The 17,349-nt window shown below is 72.8% G+C and carries 17 protein-coding genes and 1 pseudogene; 9 read left to right on the top strand and 9 right to left on the bottom strand.

The features are described from left to right. The 4 genes and pseudogenes from N869_RS06405 to N869_RS06390 form a co-directional block, all read right to left on the bottom strand. Positions 1–171 (bottom strand): annotated as a pseudogene (locus N869_RS06405) (cytochrome c biogenesis protein CcdA); the annotation flags it as partial. Between the two features lie 59 nt (positions 172–230). Next, positions 231–827 (bottom strand): TlpA family protein disulfide reductase, encoded by a 597-nt coding sequence (locus N869_RS06400; protein ID WP_035059380.1) that lies wholly within the window; start codon positions 825–827, stop codon positions 231–233. Beyond that, the gene (locus N869_RS06395; RefSeq protein ID WP_035059390.1) at positions 824–1,486 is read right to left on the bottom strand and encodes a histidine phosphatase family protein; all 663 of its coding nucleotides are present in this window, start codon (positions 1,484–1,486) and stop codon (positions 824–826) included. Before N869_RS06395 ends, N869_RS06400 begins: the two co-directional genes overlap by 4 nt. 19 nt (positions 1,487–1,505) lie before the next feature. Next, positions 1,506–2,048, bottom strand: coding sequence for a MarR family winged helix-turn-helix transcriptional regulator (locus tag N869_RS06390; RefSeq protein WP_084136543.1), 543 nt, complete (start codon positions 2,046–2,048; stop codon positions 1,506–1,508). A 124-nt stretch (positions 2,049–2,172) separates the two neighbouring features. Here N869_RS06390 and N869_RS06385 point away from each other — a divergent pair, with 124 nt between their 5' ends. Next, entirely contained in the window at positions 2,173–2,724 is a 552-nt protein-coding gene (locus tag N869_RS06385) for a YceI family protein (RefSeq protein WP_035059378.1), read from the top strand. A 136-nt stretch (positions 2,725–2,860) separates the two neighbouring features. Here the strand turns inward: N869_RS06385 and N869_RS06380 are convergent, their stop codons facing one another. Continuing rightward, entirely contained in the window at positions 2,861–3,502 is a 642-nt protein-coding gene (locus N869_RS06380) for a redox-sensing transcriptional repressor Rex (protein ID WP_035059376.1), read from the bottom strand. Beyond that, complete coding sequence (locus tag N869_RS06375; protein ID WP_035059374.1) at positions 3,499–3,774, bottom strand: glutaredoxin family protein; 276 nt, start codon at positions 3,772–3,774, stop codon at positions 3,499–3,501. Before N869_RS06375 ends, N869_RS06380 begins: the two co-directional genes overlap by 4 nt. Before the next feature lie 101 nt (positions 3,775–3,875). On the opposite strand from N869_RS06375, the gene N869_RS17320 reads away from it, so the two are divergent. The 4 genes from N869_RS17320 (at position 3,876) to N869_RS06350 (ending at position 7,048) form a co-directional block, all read left to right on the top strand. Beyond that, complete coding sequence (locus N869_RS17320; RefSeq protein ID WP_156968394.1) at positions 3,876–4,436, top strand: hypothetical protein; 561 nt, start codon at positions 3,876–3,878, stop codon at positions 4,434–4,436. Between the two features lie 80 nt (positions 4,437–4,516). Continuing rightward, positions 4,517–5,005 (top strand): PH domain-containing protein, encoded by a 489-nt coding sequence (locus N869_RS06360; RefSeq protein WP_035059386.1) that lies wholly within the window; start codon positions 4,517–4,519, stop codon positions 5,003–5,005. Continuing rightward, on the top strand, positions 5,002–6,636 hold the full coding sequence (locus N869_RS06355) for a PH domain-containing protein (RefSeq protein ID WP_035059367.1): 1,635 nt from the start codon (positions 5,002–5,004) through the stop codon (positions 6,634–6,636). The genes N869_RS06360 and N869_RS06355 overlap by 4 nt, the downstream gene beginning before the upstream one ends. 100 nt (positions 6,637–6,736) lie before the next feature. Then, positions 6,737–7,048, top strand: coding sequence for a DUF427 domain-containing protein (locus N869_RS06350; RefSeq protein ID WP_156968393.1), 312 nt, complete (start codon positions 6,737–6,739; stop codon positions 7,046–7,048). A gap of 39 nt (positions 7,049–7,087) precedes the next feature. On the opposite strand, the gene N869_RS06345 is transcribed toward N869_RS06350, so the two are convergent. Both N869_RS06345 and N869_RS06340 read right to left on the bottom strand, forming a co-directional pair. Next, a complete protein-coding gene (locus N869_RS06345) occupies positions 7,088–7,909 on the bottom strand; it encodes an ABC transporter permease (protein WP_035059363.1) in 822 nt (273 codons plus the stop codon). Continuing rightward, positions 7,906–8,805, bottom strand: a complete 900-nt coding sequence (locus N869_RS06340; protein ID WP_035059361.1) for an ABC transporter ATP-binding protein — start codon at positions 8,803–8,805, stop codon at positions 7,906–7,908. Before N869_RS06340 ends, N869_RS06345 begins: the two co-directional genes overlap by 4 nt. Positions 8,806–8,935: 130 nt before the next feature. On the opposite strand from N869_RS06340, the gene N869_RS06335 reads away from it, so the two are divergent. From N869_RS06335 to N869_RS06320, 4 genes are all read left to right on the top strand, one after another. Further along, on the top strand, positions 8,936–10,189 hold the full coding sequence (locus N869_RS06335; RefSeq protein WP_035059359.1) for a sensor histidine kinase: 1,254 nt from the start codon (positions 8,936–8,938) through the stop codon (positions 10,187–10,189). Continuing rightward, a complete protein-coding gene (locus N869_RS06330) occupies positions 10,186–10,863 on the top strand; it encodes a response regulator (protein WP_035059384.1) in 678 nt (225 codons plus the stop codon). Before N869_RS06335 ends, N869_RS06330 begins: the two co-directional genes overlap by 4 nt. 133 nt (positions 10,864–10,996) lie before the next feature. Beyond that, entirely contained in the window at positions 10,997–12,922 is a 1,926-nt protein-coding gene (locus N869_RS06325) for an oxidoreductase (RefSeq protein ID WP_035059357.1), read from the top strand. A 288-nt stretch (positions 12,923–13,210) separates the two neighbouring features. Then, positions 13,211–14,461, top strand: a complete 1,251-nt coding sequence (locus N869_RS06320) for an MFS transporter (protein ID WP_035059355.1) — start codon at positions 13,211–13,213, stop codon at positions 14,459–14,461. Positions 14,462–14,479: 18 nt separating this feature from the next. Here N869_RS06320 and N869_RS06315 read toward each other — a convergent pair whose 3' ends face one another. After that, complete coding sequence (locus N869_RS06315) at positions 14,480–16,855, bottom strand: glycoside hydrolase family 31 protein (protein ID WP_035059352.1); 2,376 nt, start codon at positions 16,853–16,855, stop codon at positions 14,480–14,482. Positions 16,856–17,349: the final 494 nt, after the last annotated feature.

The raw sequence follows: 17,349 nt of genomic DNA, 5'->3' as shown, positions 1-17,349 counted from the left end.
CGGCTCGGCGGCTCCCGTGCCCCCGCCGACGGCCACCGGGCGCGGCGCGCGGTCCGGGCTGCCGGCCATCCCGGTGACGAAGCCGAGGTAGCCGGGGACCAGCGGCAGGACGCACGGGGACGCGAACGACACCAGCCCCGCGATCAGTGCCACCGGGAACGCGAGCAGCATCGACCCGGTGAGCACCGTCTCCTGGAAGACGCTGCCGATCCCCGTCACCACCCCGGGGGTCACGGGTCCTCGGCGAGGACGTCACCGATCAGGGCCCGCAGGGTGCTGCCCTCGACCAGGCCCAGGACCCGCGCGTAGACGTGCCCCTGCCGGTCCAGGACCACCGTCGTGGGCACCGCCTGGATGGGCACCACGCCCTGCAGGGACGCCACCGCGGCGCCGTCGTCGTCGTGCACCGAGGGGTAGGGCACCTCGAAGGTGCGCTCGAACGCCTTGGCGGCACCCACGTCGTCGGTGGAGTTCACGCCCAGCAGGCGCACCCCGTCGTCGGCGAACTCGTGGGAGATGGACACCAGGTCCGGGGCCTCGGCCCGGCAGGGCGGGCACGCGGCGTACCAGGTGTTCAGGACGACGACGTCGCCCCGCCACTGCGTGACGTCCACCGGCTCGCCGTCGTAGTCGGTGCCGACGAGCCCGACCGGGCCGGTGCGCTGCCCGACCTCCCAGGTGGTCACCGAGCTGTCACCGGAGACGTAGCCCGTCTGGGCGCCGCCCTCGGTCCAGCCGCCGCTGACGCTCGGGCTGCACCCCACCAGCGCCACGGCGGCGAGGAGCGCGGCGGCCGCGAGTCGACGACGGGGAGCGGTGGCGCTCATGCCCCGGACACGCTCCGCGCCGTGGGCAGGAGGTCTGCGGCGGGCTCGCTGTAGGTGAGGGAGGTGAGGGTCTCGCCGTCGAAGCGCAACGACGTGAGCGACGCCAACGAGCACTCCCGCTTGCGGGGGTCGTGCCACAGCCGGCGGCCCTCCAGCGCCAGACGCGTGATCCAGATCGGGAGCTGGTGGCTCACGATCACGGCCTCGTGACCGGAGGCGACCTCGCGCGCGGCGTGGACGGCCGCCGTCATGCGCGCGACCTGCACCGTGTAGGGCTCGCCCCAGGACGGACGGAACGGGTTCCACAGGTGCCGCCAGTGCGAGGGCCGTCGCAACGAGCCGTCGCCCACGCCGAACGTCAGACCCTGGAAGTGGTTCTCGGCCTCGAGCAGGCGCTCGTCGGTCGCGAGCTCCACGCCGAACGCCTGCGCCACGGGGGTGGCGGTCTCCTGGGCGCGCTGCAGCGGTGAGGCGACCACGTGCACGACGTCCCGCCGCGCCTCGCCCGAGGGGCCCGTCCCGGACAGGTGGGCGGCCACGCGCTCGGCCATCGCCACGCCCCGCTCCGAGAGCCGGTACCCGGGCAGGCGGCCGTAGAGCACACCGTCGGGGTTGTGAACCTCGCCGTGGCGCATCAGGTGGACGGTCGTGGTGGGCATGGCACCAGTCTCACCCATCTCAGGCGGTGGTCACACCACCGGCCGGTCCGCGGACGACCGCGGCCATCACCTCACCGAGGACCGTGAACTGCTCCTCGGTGAGGAGGTCCAGCAGGTTCGCCCGCACCGCAGTGACGTGACCCGGTGCCGCCGAGGCCAGGAGGGCGAAGCCCTCGTGGGTCATGACGCAGTTCACACCGCGCGCGTCGACCTCGCAGGACACGCGCCGGACCAGCCCGCGCTTCTCCATGCGGCTGACGGTGTGGGTGAGCCGGCTGCGGGAGTGCACCAGGGAGTCGGCCAGCTCCGACATCCGCACCGTGCGCTCAGGGGCCTCGGACAACCGGACCAGGATCTCGTACTCGCTCAGCGACAACCCCGCGTCGGCCTCGAGCTGGCGCGTGAGCGCCTCGCTGAGCCGGGCGGTGCCGAGCAGGTAGGCCCGCCAGTGGACCTGCTGCTCCGGGGTCAGCCAGTTCGCCTGCGCGTCCTCACCGGCACTGGCGTCACGGGCGTGGGGCACCGGGGGCGCGGTGCCGGTCTCGAGGGTGCTTCCCGTCATGGTCACAGTCTCCTCCACCGACGGGCGCGGGTCGGCAGACGTCCCGGGGGTTGCGCCCTACGGACCAGTGTAGTAGAAATCTCAACTACAAGTGTGATTGAGGATTCAACAAAAGGAGTCGACCATGAGCGTCACCACCCTCCCGACCGGACTCACCGCGGGCACCTGGACCATCGACGCCTCGCACTCCGAGGCCGCGTTCTCCGTCCGTCACGCCGGAATCGCCAAGGTCCGCGGCAACGTCGCGATCACCGAGGGCACCATCACCGTCGGTGAGGACCTGGCCGTGAGCGGTGTGACCGCCACCCTCGACGCCGCCTCCATCGACACCCGCGACGCCAACCGCGACGGGCACCTGAAGAGCGCCGACTTCTTCGACGTCGAGACCTACCCGACCTGGACCTTCACCTCGACCTCCGTCGAGAGCAAGGGCGAGGAGTACGCGGTCTCCGGCGACCTCACCATCCACGGCGTCACCCGCCCCGTGGTGCTCACCACCGAGTTCAACGGCACCGCGACCGACCCCTTCGGCAACGCCCGCGCCGGGTTCTCGGCCAGCACCGAGATCTCCCGCAAGGAGTTCGGCCTGACCTGGAACGCCGCCCTGGAGACCGGCGGCGTGCTGGTCGGCGACACCGTCAAGATCACCATCGAGGTCTCCGCGATCCGCGGCTGACCCCTCCCTCACGCGTGGGCACCCCCTGACCCGCGTGGCCCGGGGCCCGGTACCTCCTGGTGCCGGGCCTCGTGGCGTCAGCGACCGCAGCGACCGCAGCGACCGCAGCGCCCGTAGCCGGGACGCCCGTGCACCCTCACCGACCGGCGGCCACGCGCCGCTGCTCGTGGAACGCGAGGATCTGCAGCTCGGACCCCAGGTCCACCGACCGCACCTCAACCCCGTCCGGCACCTGCAGGACCCGGGGCGCGAACGTCAGGACCCCCGTCACGCCCGCCCCCACCAAGCGGTCGCACACCTCCTGCGCGACCGACGCCGGGGTCGCCAGCACCGCCACCCTCGCACCGGCCCGGCGCACCACACCCTCCAGGTCGGCGGCGTCCTGCACCTGCAGACCCGCGACCGTAGAACCCACCACCTCACGACCGGTGTCCGCGAGCGCCACCACCCGGAACCCCTTGCCCCCGCCGGCCATGTAGTTCGCCAGGGCGTGCCCCAGGTTCCCGACCCCCACGATCACCACGGCCAGGTCCGTCGTGGCCCCGAGCGCCGCAGCGACCTGGGCGTGCAGGTGGTCCACGTCGTACCCGACGCCACGCACACCGTGGGACCCCAGGAACGACAGGTCGCGACGGAGCTGGGCGGAGCCCACCCCGGCCAGCTCCGCGAGCTCACCCGAGGACGTGGTGCACACCCCGTCCTCCTGCAGCTCCTCCAGGGCGCGCAGGTAGATGGGCAGCCGTGCGACGGTCGACGGCGGGACGGTCCTGCCGGTCACCGCGGCCCCTGGGCCAGGGCGCGTCGCAGGCGCCCGGCGTCCAGGCGCCAGTAGCCCTGCTGCACGCCGTCGACCGTGACCACCGGTACGAGCTCGCCGTACATGCGGGTCAGCTGCTCGCGGTCGGGGTGCTCGTCGATGTCGACCTCACCCCACCCGACGCCGGCCTCGGCGGCGACCTGCGCGATCACCTGGCGGGCCTGCGCGCACAGGTGGCACCCCGTGCGGACGTACAGCACGAGACGTTCAGCACCCACGGCACCGTTCGGCATGCCTCCAACCCTACGGCGCGGCGAGGTGTGGACAGCCTCGTCGATCATGCGGCGGTCTCGCTAGGTTCGCCGCAGGTACGTGCGCGAGACGGGGAGCTGGCATGACGGGTGTGGAGCTGAATCACAAGGACGTCCACTCGGCGGTGGTACGTCTGCAGCAGATGGTCGACAAGCTCGTCAACGAGCGCGCCCGGCTCGTCGACGCGCGACTGCGCCAGGGTCAGGGGAAGTGGACCGGCAACAGGTCGTGCGAGGGTTTCGCCCAGCGGTACGCCCAGTCCCTGCACGGGCTCGACCAGAGCATGGAGACGCTGACCCGGCTGAGCGGGGCCCTGGGTCAGGCGCTCCAGGGCAGCGCCCGTGACCTGGACGCCTCGGACGAGCGCACCGCGCAGGCCCTGCAGGCGATCGTCGAACGCTGCGAGGAGGAGATCACCGCGCGGCAGGTCTGCACCCCGTACGACATCGACCCCCAGGAGATGGACAACTACGAGTTCACCCCGCCGCCGGTCGAGGCGGCGCCCGTGGACGCCGGCGCCGCCGAGCAGGGTGGGGCGCCGACGTCCGGAGGCTTCGGGGCACCTTCGGGCACCCCGCAGCCGCAGGCCGCCGCGCCGGCCCCCACCGCAGGTACCGGATTCGGCGCCACACCCCAGCCCTGACGCCACGCTCCCCCGGCCGCCGTCCCACCGTCCCGACGTGCGAGGGTGGGGGTGGGCCGTCGTGAGGTGTGGGGGTGAGCATGACCGAGCTGGTGGGCGAACCCACCGAACGGGTGTCCCGGCGGGCGGTGGCGTACTGGCGGCTGAGCGCGCTGATCGGGTGGGCGTGGTGCTTCGGGGCGCTGGGCGCCGCGTGGTGGTTCCTGGGTCAGGACCTGGGGTGGGCGCTGCCCGCCCTGGCGGGTCTCGGTGCGTACGCCCTGGCCCACGTGGTGGCCATGCCGGCGATCCGCTACCGGGTGCACCGGTGGGAGGTCACACCCGTCGCGGTCCGCACCCGCGCCGGCTGGTTGGCCCGCGAGCAGCGGATCGCACCGTTGTCGCGGGTGCAGACGGTCGACTCCTCGCAGACCGCGCTGATGCGGCTGTTCCGGTTGGCGTCCCTGACCGTGACGACCGCCTCGGCGGCAGGGCCGGTGACGATCGAGGGGCTGGACCGCGCCACGGCTGAGCGGATCGCCGCAGAGCTGACGGCGGTGACCGGGGACGCACCCGGGGACGCCACGTGATCGCCCAGGACGGGCAGTGGCGGCGCACCGCCGGACGCATGGTCCTGATCATCGTCGTAGGACGGATCGCGTCGTTGGCGCTGCCGGTCGTGTTCATCGCCACCCGGCAGGACGGGTGGTGGTCGTTGGTCGCCGCCGCGGTCGGTGCGGTGCTGGCGGTGGTCTCGGCGGTGCTCTCGTGGCTGGTGACCCTGTACCGGTTCGACGCCGAGCGCCTGCAGGTGCGCCGCGGGCTCGTCGCCAGGACGACCCTGACCGCACCGCTGGACAGGGTGCGGACCGTGGACCTGGAGGCCCCGCTCCTGCACCGGGCCCTGGGCCTGGCGAAGGTGACGATCGGCACCGGCACGAGCACCGACCGCATCACCCTGGACTCCCTGGACAAGACCCACTCGGCCGTACTCCGTGACCAGCTGCTCGCCGCCCGCCACCTGGCCACCGGCGTCGAGCCGGTCGGCTCGGGCCCCAGCGCCGCCACCGACCCCACCGGCGCGTCTGACCTTCCCGCCGTCACCCACGACGTCCCCGCCCACGACGGCTTCCACCACGACGGGACGGGCCCGGCCACGCAGGCCCCGGCCGCGCCCGGGCCGCCGACCCCTGCACCGGAGCCGACGGTCCTGGCCCGGTTGAGCCTGGGCTGGGTGCGGTTCGCACCTGCTTCGATGGTCAGCGGGGCCGTGGTGCTCCTGATGATCCTCGGGGCGGTGTGGTTCGCGACCCGCACCACCGCGATCACGACCCGGTTGGTCGGCGCGTTGCCGGGTGTGGCCTGGGTGGCGGTCCTGGTGATGGCATCGCTGCTGCTCGTCGGCGGGATGCTCATGTCGACGCTGACGTGGGTCACCACTTGGTGGGGAGCCACGCTCACCCGGGAACCGGGCGGCACCCTGCACCTGCGCCGCGGTCTGACGACCACCACCTCGACCACCGTGGAAGAGGCGCGCATCCGTGGGGTCCGTCTGGTCGAGCCGCTGCTGGTGCGGTGGTTGCGGGGCGCCAACCTGCAGGCGTGGGCCACCGGTGTGGGTGCCGGCGGGACCGTGAACCTGCTGCCGACGGCTCCCCGGGAGGTCGCCACCGCGGTCGGACGGTCGGTGCTGGAACCACCCCCGGGCCCTGACCCGCTCACCGTCCGGACCCGCAGGCACGGGCGCGTCGCCCACCGCCGGCTGTTCATCGGTGCGGTGATCGACACCGCCGTCCTGCTCGGCCTGGCCTGGCTGGTCGCGGCGTGGCGGGGTTGGGAGCCCCCGTGGGCGCTGCTGGCGGCCGGACTGCTCGCCTGGTCCGGGACGGTCGCCCAGCTGGAGCACCTGTGGCGCGGCTACGCACTCGTCGGGGAGCACCTGGTCGTCACCACGGGGGCGCTCCGCCACCGCAGGGTGGTGCTCCAGACGCGGGGCGTCCTGGGGTGGGCGATCAGCCAGTCCGTGCTCCAGCGGCGCGTCGGGCTCGCGACCCTCACGGCCACGACCGCCGCCGGGCCCGGGTTCGTGCGGATCCGTGACGTCACCCTCGCCGACGCCCAGGCCCTCGCCGTGGCCGCCACCCCCGACATGTGGGCGGCGTCGGAGTCGGCACCCGCGACGGGAGCCGGAACGGTCGCACAGGGAGCGCACCCGGCATGAGGCCGTCCGACCGTTCCCGCGCCGACCAGGGGTGGCGGCCCCGCACCCCGCCCCCGGGCGGGGTCCCTGCGACCAGGCCGGCGCCGGGTCAGGAGTCGGTGTGGGACTACCCGTGCCCGCCGAGGGCAGCAGCTGGTGCGAGTTCAAGGGCCGTGCGGCGTACTTCGACGTGGTGGGCGTGGACGAGGAGGGGTGTCGGGTCGTGGCGGCCGGCGCGGCATGGACGTACCTGGACCCGACCCCGGCCTTCGCGGCCGTCGCCGGTCACATCGCCCTGTACCCGGGGCGCATGACCCGGTGCACGGTCGACGGCGAGGCGGTGCGCCCCCAGGAGGGCGGGTTCTACGGCGGGTGGGTCACCAGCCGCGTCGTCGGGCCGTTCAAGGGCTCACCCGGGACGCGCGGCTGGTGACCCACCCACCGCGCCGGCGCAGGTGCCGGCGCCGAGCGGTCAGGCGACCTCGCGAAGGCCGGTCCGCCACAGGCCGACGGCCAGGGGCAACGCGACCCACAGGGCGACCGACGTCGCCAGGCGCGACCAGTCACCACCGGTCATCTCCCCGGCCATGAGGGGCAGCAGGGTCATGTTGATGTCGAGCCACTCCGAGGGCCCGCGCAGGCCCTCCACCAGTGCGCTCAGCACCGTCCACGCGGTGGGCAGCGCGAGGTAGGCGACGATCGCACCCGGGGTGCTGAGCAGCGCCAACCCGAACGCCACACCCTGGGTCACCAGGATCACCAGCGCCAGGCTCATACCCGCGACGAACCCGACGTCCAGCGCCCAGGACCCGTCGCCGTCGCGGGCCACCAGCCCCACCACGTTCAGCAGCGCCGCGACGGCAAGGGTGGCGACCATCACGCAAAGGCCCAGGGCGAGGGCGGAGACCAGCTTGGCGAGCGTCACCCGCCCACGGCGTGGCTCGAGCACGAAGGTGGTGACCGCGGTGCGCTGGGACCACTCGCTCGTGGCAGCCATGATCCCGATCAGCGGGAGCAGCAGCATCTGGCCGAAGGACGCGGTCTCCGTCAGGTTCATCCACGTCAGTGCCGACGGCTCGGCGGTGGTGAGCATCAGGGTGATCAGCGCGGCGTTGACCAGGACGACCACCGTGAGCAGCCACGCCCCGGCGCGGGTGTCGAGCTGCTTGCGCGCCTCGACCCGGGCCAACCGGACGAACGGGATGCCGCGCCGGCCCTCTGCAGCGCGCATGACGGCATCGGGCGCCCGGTCGGTCGTGGACGGGGGGACGTGGGTGGTGGGCGCGGCGTTCATGCGGCGATCTCCTCTCGCCCGTGCCGGGCGGTGGTGTCGAAGAACAGCTGTTCCAGGCCGGTGGTGGTCGCCGCGCGCAGCTCGGTGAGGGCGACGCCGGCCGCCAGGGCCACCCGGCCGACCTGCTCGGTGGAGGCCGTGGTCGCGAGGCTGCCCTCGTCGGTGCGTTCCACGCCGTGGCCCGCCCTGGTCAGGGCAGCGGCCAGTGCGCCGTCGTCGGCGCTGCGCACCCGTGTGCTGGGCCCGCGGAGCAGCTCGCCCGCCGAGCCCTGGGCCAGGATCCTGCCCCCGCCGATGATGACGAGGTCGTCGCACACGGCCTCCATCTCGCGCAGCAGGTGCGAGGACAGCAGCACGGTGCCGCCCTGGGCGGCGAAGTCCCGCACCAGCTCGCGCATCCAGCGGATGCCCGCCGGGTCCAACCCGTTGGCGGGCTCGTCGAGGATCAGGACCGTCGGGTCGCCGAGCAGGGCGTGCGCCAGGCCCAGGCGCTGCCGCATACCCAACGAGTACCCGCGGGTGCGCTTGCGCGACTCGGCCGCCGTGAGCCCCACGATCTCCAGGACCTCCTCGACGCGGCGAGGCGGCAGGCCCATGAGCCTGGCGGAGAGGGCGAGGGTCTCACGGCCCGTGCGACCCGCGTGCTGGGCCGACGCGTCCAGGAGCACACCCACGGTCCGTCCCGGGTTGGGGGTCGACCGCAACGGACGCCCCAGGACCGTCGCGTGGCCCGCGGTGGGCACGGTCAAACCGCAGACCATCCGCATGGTCGTGGACTTGCCGGCGCCGTTGGGGCCGAGGAACCCCGTGACGCGGCCCGGCTGGGCGGTGAAGGACACGTCGTCGACCGCGGCGTGGTCGCCGTAACGCTTGGTCAGGTGCTGTGCGGTGATCATGCGACCAGCCTCCCCGCGGCGAAGCGCTGGCGGATCGGCCGTCGGCCTGGAGCTGCCTCCACCTCCAGGGGGAACGTCCCCAGCCCTTCGGTGGAGGTTCCGGCTGACCCCGAGCCCTAGCCTGGTTCCCATGCCCGCCCCACCCCCACCGCCGTTACGGCCCTGGTCACGGGCGTGGCGGTACCTGCTGGTCATCGGGGTGGGGCTGTTCGTCTGGGCCGTTGTGGGCGAGGACCTGATCCCCGACGCGTCGTCCCCGCTGCCCGAGGAGGTCCTGGCCCGGATCAACGCGGCCATCCTGCTCGACCTCGCCCTGGGCGCGATCGGGGCGGGCCTCCTGCCGTTGCGGCGGCGCTACCCGGTGGTGGTCGCCTCGGTCACCGCTCTCCTCACGTCGTTCTCCGGGTCCGCGGTCGCCCCGGCGTCCCTGGCAGCGGTGTCGATGAGTACCTGGCGTCGGTGGCGGGGCGTGGTCGTCACAGGTGTCGCCTGGGTCGGTGCGGGCGCGGTCTACGAAGGGCTGTACCGCCCGTCGCTCCCGGTCCTGGACACGATCCCCGCCATGATCGCCGCCGGGCTCGTCCTCGTCGTGTACGCGGCCTGCGTGGCGACCGGCTTCTACATCGGGGCGCGGCGGGAGCTCCTGACCACCCTGCGCGACCGGGCCGAGACCGCCGAACGGGAGCAGGTGCTCAAGGCCGACGCCGCGCGCGAGGCCGAGCGCACACGCATCGCACGGGAGATGCACGACGTCCTGGCGCACCGGATCTCCCTGGTGGCCATGCACGCCGGGGCCCTCACCTACCGGACCGACCTGACCCCGCAGGAGACCGCCCAGACCGCGAAGGTCATCCAGGACAACGCCCACGGCGCCCTCACCGAGCTGCGCCACGTCCTGGGTGTGCTCCGTACGGACGACGCCGGGCCCGACCAGGGACCTGCCCTGCCCGAGCCCCCGCAGCCGAGCCTGCGCGAGCTCCCCGCGCTGCTCGCCGAGAACGCCGAGGCCGGGACGCAGGTGGACCTCGACGTCACGGGCATGCCCCAGGGCGAGCCCCCGGCCGTGACGGCCGCACTCGGCGCACCACCGGCGACCTTGTCACGAACGGTGTTCCGTGTGGTCCAGGAGGTGCTCACCAACGCCCGCAAGCACGCCCCCGGTGCGACGGTGACGCTGCGGCTGGCCGGCGAACCCGGCGGCAGCCTCCACCTCGAGGCCTACAACCCCGTGCCCGACGGCGCCCGCCCGGGCCTGCCCGGGGCTGGCATGGGGCTCACGGGTCTCCAGGAGCGCGCGGCCCTGGCAGGGGGAACCCTCACCCACGGGGTCGACGACGAGGGCAGGTTCGTCGTCACCGCCACGTTGCCGTGGGGCGAGGCATGAGCGCCCCGACCACCGGGACCCCCGTCCGGGTCCTGATCGTCGACGACGACCCCCTGGTCCGCACCGGGTTGCGCCTCATCCTCGGTGGGGACCCGCTGATCGAGGTGGTCGGTGAGGCCGAGGACGGCGCACGCGGCGAGGACCTGGTGCACGCGACCGACCCGGACGTCGTCCTCATGGACATCCGCATGCCCGGCACCGACGGGCTCACCGCCACCCACCGCCTCACCCGGGCCGGGGCCCGCGCCCGGGTGCTCGTCCTCACCACGTTCGACACCGACGAGATGGTGCTGACCGCCCTGCGGCACGGCGCCGCCGGGTTCCTCCTCAAGGACACCCCCGCCCCGCAGATCGTCGACGCCGTGCGACGGGTCGCCGCCGGCGAACCCGCCCTGTCACCCACCGTCACCGAGCAGGTGATCGCCGCCGCGACCAGGGGAGCCGCAGACGACCGGCCCCGTCGTCTGGCACGCGAGCGCCTCGAGCAGCTCACACCCCGAGAGCTGGAGATCGCGGTCGCGGTGGCACGGGGGATGTCCAACGCCGAGATCGCCCAGGAGCTGCACCTCGGGCTCGCGACCGTGAAGACCCACGTGGGGAACCTGTTCAGCAAGCTCCACGCGACCAACCGGGTGCAGATAGCCCGGTGCGTCCACGACGCGGGGCTCGACTGACCCCCTCGACCCCCAGGGACGAACGGCCCGGGTGAGACGGCCCGTGCGGGGCGCAGCATGGTTATCGGAACGTTTCGGGTCCGGTGCACCGTCCTGTTCCCTCCCCACGCCGCACCGGGCGGAAGGACTCCCCATGAGCACGTACGCGCACGTCCTGGCACCGGGCCGGATCGGCACCCTCGAGCTGCCCAACCGGGTGATCATGGCCCCGATGGGTACGGAGATGGGCACCCACGAGGGCCTGTTCACCGAACGGGAGATCGCCTACTACACCGAACGCGCGCGGGGTGGGACCGGCCTGGTCGTGACCGGCATCAGTGCCGTGTCCCAGGACTACGAGCAGATCAACCCGGGCCTGTGCCGGGTCGACACCGACGCGAGCGTCCCCGGCCTGACGGCCCTCGCCGAGTCCGTCCACGCCGTCGGCGGGCTCATCTCGTTGCAGCTCACCGCCGGGCTGGGGCGCAACATCAACGTCGTCGACCCGGACCGCCTGCCGATCTCCGCGTCGGACAACCCGCACTTCGCCCAGCCCGACGTCCTGTGCCGCCCCCTGGAGGTCGAGGAGATCGCCGTGATCGTGCGGCGGTTCGGCGAGGCCGCGGCCCGCGCGGCCCAGGCGGGGATCGACGCCCTCGACATCCACGGGCACACCGGGTACCTCATCGACCAGTTCATGAGCCCCCAGTGGAACCGTCGCACCGACGCCTACGGCGGCTCGACCGAGAACCGGTGCCGCTTCGCCGTCGAGATCATCGAAGCGGTCAAGGCCGCCGCCCCGGGCCTGCCGGTGAGCTTCCGGCTGTCCGTGGACCACAAGTACCCCGGCGGGCGCACCACCGAGGAGTCCCAGCGCATCGCCGTGATCCTCGAGGCTGCGGGCATCGACCTGATGATGGCCGACGACGGCTCCTACGAGGCCATGGACTACGTCTTCCCGCCCTACTACCTGGGTGATGCGTGCATGGTGCCCGCGGCGCGGTCCCTCAAGGAGGTCCTCAGCATCCCGGTGATGGCCGTCGGGAACCTCACCCCCGAGAACGCCGAGGAGGCCCTGGCTGCCGGGGACGCGGACTTCGCCGGGATCGGGCGCGGCCTCATCGCCGACCCCGAGTGGGCAGGCAAGCTGGCGGCCGGTCGCCGTGAGGACATCCGGCCCTGCATCCGCTGCAACCAGATGTGCGTGGGCAACGCGTTCTTCGCCCTGCCCCTGGGGTGCGCGGTCAACCCGCAGGTCGGGATGGAGCTCGAGCGGCGCGTCACCCCCGCTCCCGCACCCAAGCGCGTGGTGGTCGTGGGCGCAGGGCCGGCGGGACTCGAGGCCGCCCGCGTCGCCGGCCTGCGCGGCCACACGGTGGACGTCTACGAGCGCAGCGAGCACCTGGGTGGGGTGCTGTGGCCCGCGGCGACGCCCGAGTTCAAGAAGGAGCTGCGCGGCATGATCGCGTGGTGGGAGCGCCAGCTCGCGGACCTGCCCGTCACGGTCCACCTGGGCACGGAGATCACCGCGGACTCCCCCGAGCTCACCCGCGCCGACGACGTGGTACTCGCGGTCGGGTCGGTCCCCCTGGTCCCCAGCTCCATCCCGGGCATCGACGGGCAGAACGTGCTCGAGGTGCTCCAGGTGCACCAGGGCACCCCGGTGGGTCAGCGCGTGGTGGTCGCGGGCGGTGGGTTGTCCGGCGCGGACCTGGCACTGGAGCTCGCGCAGGACGGCCGTGAGGTCACCATCGTGGAGATGGCCGACGAGATCGCCCGGGACATGCTCCTGATCAACCGGATCACCCTGCTCCGGCAGCTCGCCGACCTGGGCGTCCGACTCCTGACCGGCCACACCGTCACCACGATCGACGCCACGGGCCTGACCGCCACCGGGCCCGACGGCGAGGTGCACGTGGCCGCCGACACGGTGGTCACCGCATTCGGCGTGAACCCGGCGACCTCGCTCGTCGACCAGCTCACCGGCCGCGCGAACGTCCACCCCGTGGGTGACTGCGTGAACCCTGCGAAGGTCGGTGAGGCCATCAACGCGGCCTTCACCACCGCGCTGGCCCTCTGACCCGGCGCCACCCCACCGCTCGGGCACGATCGCCCCGATCGTGCCCGAGCGGGTGGACCTGGACGTGATCGACCAACCCGGACGAGAGGCGATGGTCCCACCGCGCCGAGTCGCAGGGCCCTAGTCTTCCGGTGCCATCCAGGTGCACGAACCCTGACGAGCACCCGACTCCCAGACAGCGCGCAGACCTCCTTGAGGACGGATCATCACGGCACCAGTCCCTTCTCCAGGACGACGGACGCGCACCGCGACAGCCCCGTCGCCCGCACACGAAGCCGGTAGCCGTCGATGACCGACGTCCTCAGACGGAACCCGCGCCTCGCCGCCTTCTTGGCCAGCAGGTTCGCCTACGTGCTGGGCGCGGGTGGCGCACCCGTCCTGCTGACGCTGACGACGTTGCACGACGGCGGCACGTTGTCGTCGTTGGCTTTCGTCCTGGGTGCCGGGGCGCTGCCCGCCGTCTTCGGCGCGCTGGTGTCGAAGTGGTTGTCGGACCGGATCACCACCCGCGGACTGCTGCTGGCCACCACGGTCTGCTGGGCGGCGGCCGCACTGACCACCGGTGTGCTCCAGCTCGCGGGGATGGTGACCGTCCTGTGGCTGTGCGTCGTGTCATTCGTGATCGAGCTCAGCGCTGCGCTGCAGTACCCCTCGCTGGGGTCCTACCTACCGCGCATCGTGCGCAAGGAGGACCTGGTGCGCGCGAACTCGGCCCGCGCCTTCACCACAGGAATCGCAGGGATCCTCGGCCCCGCCGTGTTCGCGTTCACCGGTTCCCTGATACCGGTCGCGGTGGCCTGGTTCTTGCTCGCGGCGGTCCTCACGGCCTCGGCCCTGCCCCTGCGCCGCCTACCCCGGGGGGAGGCGTTCGAGGCCGAGGACCCCGGCGTCTGGCGGGACCTGCGGGACGGATGGACCTACTTCTGGTCCTCCACGGGCTTGTGGCTCGTGGTCGTGACGTCAGGGGTCTGGCACTTCTTCGGCTGGTCGATCCTCTCCGTCGCCGGCCCGGTGGTCCTTCGCGACGCCGGCACCATCGCGGTGTGGGGCTGGGTCCAGAGCGCCCGGGCAGCCGGGTCGCTCCTCGGCGCGCTCATGGCGAGCCGCCTGCGCGCGCACCGCGTCCCCCGGTGGGCCCTGCTGTCCCTGTGCCCCGCGCTCGTCCTCGGCATCCTGCTCTCGCTCGACGCCTCCCTCGCCTGGATGCTGGCCGCAGCAGCCGCAACCGGGATCGCACTGTCGGTCGGGGGCGTGCTCTGGGCCTCAGCCGTCCAGCGTGAGGTCCCCGCGCACCGGATGGGACAGGTGTTCGGCTACGACTACCTGTTCAGCGAGGCCATCAACCCCCTCGGGCTCCTGTTCGTCCCGGTCATGGTCCTCCTGGCCGGTACCGAACGGGCGCTGCTGCAGCACGCGAGCCTCATCCTGCTGCTCGCCGTGGTCCTCGCAGCCCTCCTGGCCCCACGACGCCTCACCTCCGGCACCGACGGCGGTGCCACCCCCCTCGACGGCGCAGGGACCGCACCCGCGGACCGCTGACACCGGTCACCGGGCCGATCACGAGGCGCTCGCGGCGAGGATCTCGGTGACGGCGGTCTCCAGGACGGGGTCCAGGTCGAGTGCCTGCAGGTGGGTGAGGCGGGCGGCGACGGGCTGGTCGCAGGTCGTGGCCTCCAGGACACGGGACTTGGTCGCGTGCTCGATCCGGGCACGGTCCAGGACCGCGAAGACCCTGGCCCGCACGTCGTTGGCCCGCAGGCGGGGCCCGTCACCGAGGTGGACGCGGACGGTCGAGCCGCGCGGCACGTCCTCGACGGTCACGCTCAGGCGCTCCCCCTCGGCTGCGGTCCGGGCCACGACCGTCGTCCCGTCGACCTCAGCGACGGGATCGGCACCCACGGCGAGCGCCGGGAAGGTGACGGTCCAGGTGCGGCTCGCGGGCACGACGTCCGCGGCGCCCTCGACGGGGCGCACCTCCACCGTCCCGGTGCTCTGGTCGTAGGTGAGGAGGGTCCGGGCGGTGCGGGGGTCCGCGGCGTCGTCGTCCTCGACGAGCTCGAACGTGCCGTCCGCCCCCACCACCACCAGGACCTCCAGGTGACCGGGGTTGGTGGGCTCATTGCCGGGGACGTGCCGGCCGTCGAGCGGGACGACAGCACCCGCACGTGCCAGCACCGGGATCGTCGCCAGGTCCCGGTGCAGGTAGGCCAGGCGGCCCCCGTCGTAGACGAGATCGGTGAGCAGGTCGACCCAGGTGCCCTCCGGCAGCCAGGCCCGCACCCGACCCAGGCCGGTGCGGGCGTCGGCCGGTTCGGTCACCGGGGCGACGACCAGCTCGGTGCCGAACGTGAACTGGTGGGGCACCCGGTAGGCGTCCTCGACCCCGGGCCAGTCGTAGTACATCGGCAGGACCAGGGGCACCCCGTCCGACGCGGCCCGGTGGTTCATCGTGTGCAGGTAGGGCACCAGGCGGTGCCGCAGCCGCAGGAACCTGGTCATCACCTCGCGGGACTCGGCGGTGAACGTCCACGGCTCCTTGGTGATGAACGGGTCGTCCCCCGAGTGCAGGCGCATGATCGGTGAGAACACCCCGAGCTGCACCCACCGGGTCGCGAGCTCGTCGTCCCGCGTGCCGAAGAAGTGCCCGCCGACATCATGGCTCCACCACCCGTACCCGATGTTGCTCGCGGTGGCCGTGAACTCCGGTTGGAACGCCAACGACGCCCACGAGATCACCGTGTCCCCCGAGAACCCCACCGGGTAGCGGTGGCTGCCGGGGCCGGCGTAACGAGAGAACGTCAGACCCCGGCGCCCCTCACGTGCGCTGTCCAGGAAGTGGAAGTGGTTCAGCATCCACAACGGGTCGATGCCCGGCACACGTGAGTGCGGGCCCTGCTGCCAGTCCAGCCACCAGAAGTCCACACCGTCGTCCTCCAGGCCCCGGTGCAGCACCTCGAAGTACGCCTCGAGGAACGCCCTGTCGGTCACGTCGAACGCGACCGGGTCACCGTCGGCGGGGTCACGACCCAGGGCGCGGCACATCGCCGGGTAGGCGTCCTCGAAGGACCGCACACCGTCGGCCGGGTGGACGTTGAGGGTCACGCGCAAACCGTTCTGGTGCAACCAGTCGAGCAGCCCGGGAGGGTCGGGGAACAGGTCCCGGTTCCAGGTGTAACCGGTCCACCCTGAGCCGTGCACGGGGTCGACGTCGACCAGGTGCCAGTCCATGTCGATGACGCTCACCGAGAAGGGCAGGCCCTCGGCACGGAACCGTTCGAGGAGCGCCCGGTACCCGTCCGCGGTGTACGGGTAGTAGCGGCTCCACCAGTTGCCCAGGGCGAACCGCGGCAGCACCGGAACCGGCCCGCTGACCTGGTAGAACGCCCGCAGCGCCTGGTGGTGGTCGTGGCCGTAGGCGAAGACGTACAGGTCGTGGCCGGGCCCGCGTCGCGGGGCCACCCAACCGTCGGCCTCGAACAGGAACGACGTCGAGTCGTCGATCACCGCGTACCCGTCCCGGGACACCACACCCGGTTCCAGCGGCACGGCACCGTCGGCCTCGTCGAGGGTGCGTGCCGTCCCACCGAGGTCCTCGACCTCCTGACCGAACCGCCACACCGAGCGGTAGTGGCTGATGCCGCCGCTCACCGCCAGGCTCAGACCGCTCGCCGTGAACGGGCCCTTGTCGTAGCTCAACCGGAAGCGCGCCGTCACGACCTCGAGGCGGTCGCCGTGATCGAGCACCCGGAACTCGGGGACCGGCAGGTCACGGTTCACGGCGAACGTGGACGCACGGTCCTCGAACACACCGTCGTCCGACCACTCCAACCGCACCAACCCGTCGGTGAGGACCGTGATCCGGTACCGGTCACCCCCGACCACCGCGTCGGGGTGTGCGACCGGGCGGGACGAGAGGCGGGGAGGGAACGTCATGGCTCGATACTCCCGGGACCGGGACCGGGGCGCACGCGCACGGCGCCGTCCCCCACAGCATCCTGCGCGATCACTCCCTCGGCGGCTGCCCCGGGCCTACCGGCGGTGTTGTGCAGGATGAGGTACATCCAGTCGTAGAGGTGCTTGTCGAATCGACGGCTGACGAGGGTGAGCGCGCGCTGGCAGGGTCGTCGCTCACACCCAGAGGCGTAGCGACATCGACCTGCGGCACCCCCTCCCCCAAAGGTCGCAACCCAGGTTCCCCATCAGGCCTCAAGACCGGACGGCACCGCACTGACCAGCATGGACACAGGTCGTTGAGGCCTCGTCCGGAACCTGTCCGGGCTCTCACGACAGCAGGAGGTCCCCATGGTCACCGCACCGCCCGCCACCACGTCCCGTCGGCGGACCGCACCCCGTGCGACGCTCGCGACCCTCGGCGCGGTCGCCCTCGCCACGCTCGGGGCGTGCGGGTCGGCGGCACCACCCCCCGA

It is taken from the genome of Cellulomonas bogoriensis 69B4 = DSM 16987, from assembly GCF_000767165.1.
Classification (GTDB): domain Bacteria; phylum Actinomycetota; class Actinomycetes; order Actinomycetales; family Cellulomonadaceae; genus Actinotalea; species Actinotalea bogoriensis.
Note: the sequence above shows the minus strand (reverse complement) of the source record. Positions and strands in the feature narration are given on the sequence as shown.

Bases quoted from the DNA above. Each gene is read 5' to 3' on its own strand.
- N869_RS06400 (WP_035059380.1), bottom strand. From the start codon at position 827: ATGAGCGCCACCGCTCCCCGTCGTCGACTCGCGGCCGCCGCGCTCCTC.
- N869_RS06395 (WP_035059390.1), bottom strand. From the start codon at position 1,486: ATGCCCACCACGACCGTCCACCTGATGCGCCACGGCGAGGTTCACAAC.
- N869_RS06390 (WP_084136543.1), bottom strand. From the start codon at position 2,048: ATGACGGGAAGCACCCTCGAGACCGGCACCGCGCCCCCGGTGCCCCAC.
- N869_RS06385 (WP_035059378.1), top strand. From the start codon at position 2,173: ATGAGCGTCACCACCCTCCCGACCGGACTCACCGCGGGCACCTGGACC.
- N869_RS06375 (WP_035059374.1), bottom strand. From the start codon at position 3,774: ATGCCGAACGGTGCCGTGGGTGCTGAACGTCTCGTGCTGTACGTCCGC.
- N869_RS17320 (WP_156968394.1), top strand. From the start codon at position 3,876: ATGACGGGTGTGGAGCTGAATCACAAGGACGTCCACTCGGCGGTGGTA.
- N869_RS06360 (WP_035059386.1), top strand. From the start codon at position 4,517: ATGACCGAGCTGGTGGGCGAACCCACCGAACGGGTGTCCCGGCGGGCG.
- N869_RS06345 (WP_035059363.1), bottom strand. From the start codon at position 7,909: ATGAACGCCGCGCCCACCACCCACGTCCCCCCGTCCACGACCGACCGG.
- N869_RS06340 (WP_035059361.1), bottom strand. From the start codon at position 8,805: ATGATCACCGCACAGCACCTGACCAAGCGTTACGGCGACCACGCCGCG.
- N869_RS06335 (WP_035059359.1), top strand. From the start codon at position 8,936: ATGCCCGCCCCACCCCCACCGCCGTTACGGCCCTGGTCACGGGCGTGG.
- N869_RS06330 (WP_035059384.1), top strand. From the start codon at position 10,186: ATGAGCGCCCCGACCACCGGGACCCCCGTCCGGGTCCTGATCGTCGAC.
- N869_RS06325 (WP_035059357.1), top strand. From the start codon at position 10,997: ATGAGCACGTACGCGCACGTCCTGGCACCGGGCCGGATCGGCACCCTC.
- N869_RS06320 (WP_035059355.1), top strand. From the start codon at position 13,211: ATGACCGACGTCCTCAGACGGAACCCGCGCCTCGCCGCCTTCTTGGCC.
- N869_RS06315 (WP_035059352.1), bottom strand. From the start codon at position 16,855: ATGACGTTCCCTCCCCGCCTCTCGTCCCGCCCGGTCGCACACCCCGAC.